Source organism: Paenibacillus sp. GCM10027626, assembly GCF_042676285.1.
Taxonomy (GTDB): Bacteria; Bacillota; Bacilli; order Paenibacillales; family Paenibacillaceae; genus Paenibacillus_Z.
This window is the reverse complement of the sequence record NZ_JBHTHC010000009.1, coordinates 24,225-32,567: the sequence shown is the minus strand read 5'-3', so window position 1 is coordinate 32,567 and position 8,343 is coordinate 24,225. Positions and strand designations below refer to the sequence as shown.

Annotated in this window: 7 protein-coding genes; all 7 read right to left on the bottom strand. The window is 50.4% G+C overall.

Translation table 11 applies throughout. The features are described 5' to 3' along the window. The coding region (locus ACFQ0N_RS18205; RefSeq protein ID WP_379328699.1) for an adhesive domain-containing protein at positions 1-1,525 on the bottom strand (1,525 nt) is incomplete at its 3' end. A gap of 750 nt (positions 1,526-2,275) precedes the next feature. Beyond that, positions 2,276-2,872 (bottom strand): 50S ribosomal protein L25, encoded by a 597-nt coding sequence (locus ACFQ0N_RS18200; protein ID WP_379328697.1) that lies wholly within the window; start codon positions 2,870-2,872, stop codon positions 2,276-2,278. A gap of 555 nt (positions 2,873-3,427) precedes the next feature. Then, positions 3,428-4,507, bottom strand: coding sequence for a Gfo/Idh/MocA family protein (locus ACFQ0N_RS18195; RefSeq protein ID WP_379328695.1), 1,080 nt, complete (start codon positions 4,505-4,507; stop codon positions 3,428-3,430). A gap of 24 nt (positions 4,508-4,531) precedes the next feature. Further along, positions 4,532-5,428 (bottom strand): helix-turn-helix transcriptional regulator, encoded by an 897-nt coding sequence (locus ACFQ0N_RS18190; protein ID WP_379328693.1) that lies wholly within the window; start codon positions 5,426-5,428, stop codon positions 4,532-4,534. A gap of 107 nt (positions 5,429-5,535) precedes the next feature. Then, entirely contained in the window at positions 5,536-6,387 is an 852-nt protein-coding gene (locus ACFQ0N_RS18185; protein ID WP_379328691.1) for a sugar phosphate isomerase/epimerase family protein, read from the bottom strand. Then, the gene (locus ACFQ0N_RS18180) at positions 6,384-7,556 is read right to left on the bottom strand and encodes an N-acetylglucosamine-6-phosphate deacetylase (protein ID WP_379328689.1); all 1,173 of its coding nucleotides are present in this window, start codon (positions 7,554-7,556) and stop codon (positions 6,384-6,386) included. The genes ACFQ0N_RS18185 and ACFQ0N_RS18180 overlap by 4 nt, the downstream gene beginning before the upstream one ends. 3 nt (positions 7,557-7,559) lie before the next feature. After that, positions 7,560-8,327 carry a glucosamine-6-phosphate deaminase gene (locus ACFQ0N_RS18175; RefSeq protein ID WP_379329313.1) on the bottom strand — a complete coding sequence of 256 codons (768 nt, stop codon included), beginning with the start codon at positions 8,325-8,327 and terminating at the stop codon, positions 7,560-7,562. Between the last annotated feature and the right edge of the window lie 16 nt (positions 8,328-8,343).

Genomic DNA, 8,343 nt, shown 5'->3' with positions numbered 1-8,343 from the left:
TGTCTGAGTCCGAGTCACTATCGGAGTCTGAGTCGCTGTCGCTATCCGAGTCCGAGTCACTATCGGAGTCTGAGTCGCTGTCGCTGTCTGAGTCCGAGTCACTATCGGAGTCTGAGTCGCTGTCGCTATCCGAGTCCGAGTCACTGTCGGAGTCTGAGTCGCTGTCGCTATCCGAGTCCGAGTCACTATCGGAGTCTGAGTCGCTGTCGCTATCCGAGTCCGAGTCACTGTCGGAGTCTGAGTCGCTATCCGAGTCCGAGTCACTGTCGGAGTCTGAGTCGCTATCCGAATCCGAGTCACTATCGGAGTCTGAGTCGCTATCGGAGTCGCTGTCGCTATCCGAGTCACTGTCCGAGTCTGAGTCGCTGTCGGAATCCGAGTCGCTATCGCTGTCCGAGTCACTGTCGGAGTCTGAGTCGCCCTCATCTTCGTCGAAAACCACATTTGTTCCAGCTGTAAATGAGTTCAACAAGTCGACATCGATTACTGAAGTGCTGACAACCGCACCTTTAATCTCTACCGTTCCTATACCGGAAGGATTATCCACTGTTGTATTCAAGATGACTTCCGATTGACCAATTACTTGCACACTCACCAGATCATTGGCCAAGTTTACAGTGCCATCAGTGAGATTATCAATCAAGTTTGTAGCCAGTTGTCCTACAGCATTAACTTCTCCAAGCACACTATTTATCGTTTGATTGAGCAATTTAACAAGCTCGCCAAGAAGCGGTAAATCTTCCGCTCCTGGAAGCAAGGCCAGTTTCAATTTGCCGGTTGCATCTACAACGTCCTGAAGCAGTTGAACGACAACATCCTTCAACGCAGTTTCAACATGCTTGCCCAGTCCATTGGAAAAGTCGACAACGATCGAACCGTCAGGATTTACAGTTGCTTCAAGCTCGTCTTCATAAGCAAGCAAATCAGCCAACGCTTGATCTACATTGTTTAAGGCATTCAGCGCTCCTTGAAGCTCCTCCAGACCTTCTATTTGCAAAAATGGTTTTAACAGCGCGTTATCTGTAATATCTTTAACAACACCAACTACACCACTTACAGCACTAGTTAAAGCAGCTGTAACATCACCAACTGCAGCATTCAGAACCGGCAACTTGTCCATCGTAATTGGCAACAGCTCAATTTTCACTTTTGCTTTTTCAGTTACATGAACTTTACCGACAATATTCGTTGGCAAGCTAAAAACAGCTACACGATCAGGACTGACAAGCTCAAGATTTGCAATGCCCGTACCGGTTATTTTCAGCTGAAGATTATAGTGATCAGCTGCTGCAACCAATTCATGCGACAAAGCAGTATTGGAAAGCAGGTTCACTTCTGCAAGTGATGCCGCGTTAGATATATTCATCTGAATCGAAGGAAGAGCGAAACTGTGGAAAGTAACGCGTATAGGAACAGTAGCAATTAATGCTGCGGCTGCGACAGCAGCCGCTTTCTTGATCATTCGGTTACGTTTATTGCTTGCATTCAGCTTTTTCTTGTAATCAAATGGACGTTGTTTTTTCACTAAGGAAAACCTCCCGTTTAACTTTGCCAATAAGATTGTTGTTCACTTGCATTGCTTTGATAGATTTGCAATGGTTGCTGCCAGCTGTAGTTCTAGTAAGCGGTTTCTATGTCGAGAAATCCAACTGATCTTCTACTCTCGGATCGGCATTGAAAGATCCCTGCTTGTAAACAGTATGCAGACATCGATTTCAATAGAGTAAGCCTTCATTCATGGCCATAGAGACGCAACCTCACCTCCTCATCAGGGCGGTCAGAAACCATTGCCAAATTTGGATTATCATCAGCAAAAGCGGCGAAACAACCAAAAACAAACGTTTAAAACCATTGTTTAATATCCAAATTTAAACACAAGTATAATACGGTCGTTTAAAGTTTACAATCCACTGTAGTCCCATTTTTCATCGGCAAGAAAGCAGTATATGTATTCGGTTTCATAACTTTTGCTTACTTTCAGAAGGAGCGAACTAGCATGAAAAATGCGAGAATACGAGCACTTTAGCCATTCTGTCGTACAAGATAACAGCGCCGCTTACGAAAATGGAGATAAACAATATGAAATGAAAATCGCAACCTGAGACCTAACCACATTTCAAAATAATAGACCAAAGGTAGTGCGAATACCTGTATAGACATGAGACTTGATCTTCAGTTCATTAGTATAGTTTCTATACCAATAGACATATTTAAAGAAAAAACCGCCTTCACCTCGCGTAAACGCTGGGATAAAGACGGCTTGTTAAAAGCATATTTAGGCTCCTGCCTCCGCATCGGCCGCGGCAGACTGCTCGAGACGAGGCGTGACGATTGAGACTAACAATTCCTCGGCAGGCGACAGCACTTCCACTCCTGGAGGAATGTTCAGCTGCGCTGCTGTCAATGTTTCACCGATAGCCATATCGCTAATATCTGCAACAATATGCGACGGCAGGCGCTCAGGCAAACCTTCTACCTCAATCTGCGTGGTTTGAACCTGAACAATGCCGCCTAATTTAACGCCGGCAGGCGTACCCGCATATTCCACTGTAATTTTAGTACGCACCTGCTCATCCATTTTAACATGCAAAAAATCGGCATGCAGTATGTTACGGGTGAGCGGATCACGCTGCACTTCCTCCAGCAGCACAGGTATTTTCCCTTGTCCGTCGAGCTCCAGCTCGATCACTCCAGAATTGCCCGAGCGATTCCATTGATTAAATTCCTTCATTGAAATGTGAATCATCGTTGTTGTCATATGTTTACCAAATACTACGCTCGGAAGCCGGCCTTTCTCACGCAACTGACGCAAGCCGGAACGATTAAGTACGGATCGATTTTGTGCCTGCAAACAAGCCTTCATATTTCCCATCTCCCATTCCTCTTTTATTTGGTCAGACTACACACAAAAGAGCATCGCGGCAGCTTTCCTCCTCATTGGAGGTTTAAGAAGGGAAACATCGCATCACCACCTTCCATAAATCTATTTGATCAACAGTAACTGGCCATTAAATGTTAAATAGCCGTATATATACACGAAGGCACCCCGCTCTAGGAGCGAAATGCCTGTGTTATTACTACTATAACATATCTGGAATCTATTGTCACCTTTTACAGTTCAGCAACTGCGCCGCTATCATACAATCAGGAGGTGCGTCTTGAGGCATGCGGACATACGATCCGTTATTTTGTCGAAACCCGGCTCATTCGGAGGTTTCGCGGACACACGATCCGTTATTTGCGAGTTTTGCCGGGTTTTTGAGGCGATTGGAAGCAAATAACGGAACCACGGTCCGCAAGCAAGCCGTTTTAGCCATTTTGTTCACAGATAACGGATCCACGGTCCGCCCGGGGGCCGCCTCGCCCACGCTTTGCCTATTCCTGCCAAAGGAACCGCAGCAGATGTCGATGGCGCCTCCTATTCCTCCTATTGCTTGTAAATATGCGGGTTTTGCCGGCGGCATTCTTCCATAACCATCATTTGCTGACGTACCTGCTGCGGCGTAATTTCCAGCTCTCCGCCCTCAGTCAGATGGCGATGAAGCATCATGTACAGCGTTTTGGTCATTTCATCGAATGGTGTCATTCCTTCATTTACCGTCAGCTTCCAGCTGCCGTTATACCACTTAAGCTCCTCGCTGCAATAAGCTGGCATGCCGTCGCTAGTAAACATTGGTTCAGGCGTTAGTTTTTGCTCTGGCGCTTCTTCCGGCTTGTAGTATTTCCAGTCAAGCTGCTCTGCGGAACCGCTGAGACCGCCATTCGTCCCTTGAATATTGAACTGTTCGCGGCTATAGGTACAACATGAAGAAATTTCCAAATCAATCGTTGGGCGGCCTTCACCGCGCATAATGAGCTTCACATAATCTTCGGCATCGCCAAACGTTACTGCACGGTCCATAATACAGGTAATATCCGGCATAACATCTGTACCGAACAGCTGCAGCGCCTGATCGACCGGATGCGGCCCTGTATTCATCAGACTGCCGCCATTGTTGCTCTGCAGCGTTTGCCAGTCCCAGCGGCGGGCGAAGCCGTTCAAAGTGAAATTAACCTGCACAATTCGCCCGAGAACACCGGAAGCGATGACTTCACGGATTTTCATAAAGGCATGCTGATAGCGAGATTGCTGGAATACCGCCAGCACCTTGCCAGAGTTTTTAGCGGCCTCGATCAGGCGGTCTACTTCCTCTGCCGTTTTCGCCAATGGCTTTTCGCACAATACGTTTACACCGCGGTTCAACAGCTCAAGCGAGATCGGAAAATGCTGATGGCTCGGCGAAGCATTCACGACCAAATCGAGTTCTTCATTTTCCACCATCTCTTCCCAGGATGCATATGCGTTGCAGCCGTACTCCTTCTTGGCTAGCTCTTGGCGCTCCGGGATAGAATCGGCAACTGCCGCTATTGTATAATATTCGGAAATTTGTGCAAGCAGATTGCCATGAATGTTGCGCCCGCTTCTCCCTTGCCCGATGATGCCTACTTTTAACGTTTGCGTGCTCACTCGCCATTACCTCTTTCCATTATGTCATTGATTTGTTGTTCCGAAGGTCTTCTTGTATTCAGTCGGCGTCAAGCCGGTTCTTTTTTTGAAGGTACGAATGAAATGACTCAAATGATGAAAGCCCACCTGAAACCCGATATGCGTAATCGTGTGGGAGTCCCGCTGAATCAGCTCCATCGCCCGCTCAATCCGCACCTCATTCATAAAATCGATAAAGGTTTGACCTGTTTCCTTTTTGAAAACGTGGCTGAAATAAGAGGGCGCCATATTGGCAATCATCGCTCCACGCTCAAGCGGGATATCCTGGCTGTAGTTATCGTAAATGTAGCGCTTCACTTCATCGATCGGATTTTGTTCGGCTAACACTGGCTGCTTGGTCGGCTTGCGCCGCTCTTTGCGGAACTCCCGGTCGATGAGAATTAGCAGCTTCGCAAGGCTGATCCGCGCTGCATATTCATAGCCCGCCTCCCGATGCTCGAACTCGTCCTGGATGTCCTGCAGCAACTGCTCGACAAACTGCTGCCTGTCTTTGCCAAAATGCAGCCACAGCTGCGGCAGGCCTCCGCCTTCGCCATCCGATTTCTGCAAAAAAGGCTGCAAAGAGTCTGTGTACGGCTTCAAATGCTCCTGTACGAGCGAGGGCATAAAATCAAGCAGCACCATCTCGTAGCTTTTCCCCTCAATGGCATTGAAACTATGCTCGACGCCCGGCGCGATAATAAACACATCGCCACGGCTCGCCGTAATGGTCTTGCCGCGCAATTGGTGGCTGCACGCTCCTTTTAATACATAGGCAATCTGTACATATTCATGAGCATGCAAGGTCTGCTTCAACGCCTTGCTCGTATGGCGCAATATATTGAAGGGAAATTGCTGATTCAGCTGATCCTTGCTCAAATATAAAGGAATATCTGTATTCACGCCCGTACCACCTATCCGAATCCCAGTCTTGAATATAGCATAGTTCAATCCGTTTGCACGTACAAGAAGAAACCGTATACTTGTCCCCGTCCGCTAGCCTAAACGGATCAAGCGAGGCCCAGCATTTGCCTGACGACGCGGAAATCATACTCCAGCCGTTCATAAGCAGGGAATGGCGCATGGCATTCCATCGTGATCCAGCCGCTGTAATTCGTTTCAAGCAGCGCATCGAATAATGGCTGGTGATCGGCCGCCCCTTCGCCTAGACGGCTTTGGATGAAGCACTCCTCGCCGCGATGGGTCAAATTGACGAATGTCCCCGGCGCTCCCGCCTTTTCAATCCGCAATTCATCCTTTACGTGGACATGCGTCAAATGCTTGCCCAGCTGAAGGACAGATTCGCGGCCATAATCAGTATCCGTAATATACATATTGCCCGCATCATGGATCATGCCTACATTATCATGCTTCAGCATGCCAAGGAGGCGCAGGCTGCTTTCCACCGTTTCAACTAGCGATATGTTATGAATTTCCATAACAAGATCGATGCCGCGCTCTTTGGCCGCTGCCGCACAGCGATCAATCCACCAGGCGGCTTTTGCATAATGATAGTCCCGCGCCATGAACGCATTCGGTCCGCCTGGAGCGACACGCACCATCTGCGCTCCCAGCATGACCGCATGATCAAGAATACGCAGAAAATCCGCATACTGCTTCTCCGCTTCTGCGTCGCTCGCTGTAGAGAAACCGCCTGTATAGGCCGCAATGACGGGGATCGCGAGCCCAAGCTCATCGGCAAGCTCCTTGATTTCCTGCACGCGCTCCACACTCGTATCCGCTGACAGATGCGGCTCGCGACCAGCGATTTCTATACCGTCAAGCCCTAATTTTTTCGTCATGCGCATCGCTTCTTGAAGGCTGTATTCAATAAATACGCCGCTAAATGCCGCAAATTTCATCGTGCGTCCCCCTTGTCGCTATATACAGATTTTCCTGCCTTGTAAGTCTCCTCAAGCTGGATTTTGCCGTCTTCGGAAAGATGGAACAGGACAAAATCGGCAGGCGCTCCTGCTATCAGACCAGCCGCCTCTGGCATCCCCGTCAGCTTGGCCGGTCTAATCGACGACATATCCCACGCGGCGGCCAAATCCGCCAGCCCGCTACTCATCAGATGCTCGATACCCGCAAACAGCATTTGTGCCGAGCCGGCCAATATTTTTTCATTTGCTGCAGTGTGCAGCTTGCCTTCGGGCGTCAGTACAACCTCGCCGCCGATATGGGTCGTATACTTGCCTGGCGCCAAACCGCTTAGCGCGACCGCATCGCTGACCAGAAGCGCTTGCTCACCCTTCACCTTCATGACAACCTTGAGCACCTGTTCCGGCAGGTGGAAGCTGTCGGCGATCAAGCAGCTCCAAAGCCGGTCTTGCGCCAGCTGCTCCCATATATAATTCGGATGACGCGGCAGCATCAGATGAGCGCCATTGCCCAAATGGGTGGACATAGCAGCCCCTGCAGCAACGGCCTCCTGAATTTGCTCCGGCGATGCAGCCGTATGACCGATCGAGACAAGTACCCCCTGCTCCGTGCATTGACGGATAAAAGCTGCGCTATCCGGCCACTCCGGCGAAAGCGTTACGATTTTGATGCGGCCGCCGGCCGCTTCCTGCCACTGACAGAACAGCTCCCAATCGGGCGCCATTACAAAATCGCGGCTATGCGCGCCGCGCACGCCGTCCTCCGGCGAAATAAACGGCCCTTCCAGATGAATGCCCGCCACACCGCTTTCCACAATCGGGTCAGCGTCGCAAGCGCCGGCTATCGCGCGCATCGCTTCGGCAATTGCTGCCGGGCTGTTCGTAATAACTGTCGGGTAGCTTGACGTCACGCCTTCGCCCCACAGCTTGCGGATCACCACGCCGACCAGCGTGTCCGGAATCGGAAGCAGATTAAAGTCGTATCCGGCGTAACCGTTAATTTGCAGATCGACAAGGCCGGGGCCAATATAAGGCAAGCGCCCGCCAGCCCCGCCGGCCGCCGGCTCAATCGGCTCGATGCCCGCAATTTTTCCATCAGCAATTGTAACGGCTACAGGCTTCCCGGTTGCATAATGAATCGCTTGAATCATCTTTTAACCTCCATAGGAATCGCGATCAACATACAGGGTGCAGCTGGCATGATTCCGCAATATGGTTGATGGGCACGCGGTGGAAATATCGCCATTCAATGTGCGCTCTACTGCCGCCCGCTTCGCCTTGCCCGGTACAACGCAAAATAGATGTGCGCCCGACAGCAATGCAGGGATTGTCAAAGTTAATGCATGGGCAGGAACGTCCGCGAAGGCAGGGAAGCAGCCGTCATTGACTTGCTGCTGGCGGCAGACATCGTCCAGTTCCACAGCCTTCACCGTCAAGCTGTCTTGGAAATCGGCGACAGGCGGATCGTTAAAAGCAATATGGCCGTTCTCGCCAATGCCCAAGCAGACGATATCGATCGGCGCTTCCTGCAGCAGTGCGCTGTACCGCGCGCACTCGGACGCTATTGAATTTGCGCTGTCGATCAGATGGACGGTACCCGGCTTGACGAGATCGAATAACTTGCTGCGCAAAAATTGGCTGAAGGCCTGCGGGGCATTCTGAGGCAGACCGATATATTCGTCCATATGGAACGCGGTAATCCGCTTCCAGTCGATACTCGAATCGCTGACCAGCTGCTGCAGCAGCTCATTTTGCGAGGGCGCTGCGGCAAAAATCATGCGGATCGCCGGCTTGGCTGCGAGCAGCTCTTTGATTTTGGCTGCCACTGCCAGCCCGGCGGCCTTTCCCATTGCACCGCGGTCGTCATACACCTCTACGTGCAGCTGGTCTACTTTTCTCGTCATGACAGGTTGCGTACTCATCATTTCCATCTCTCCC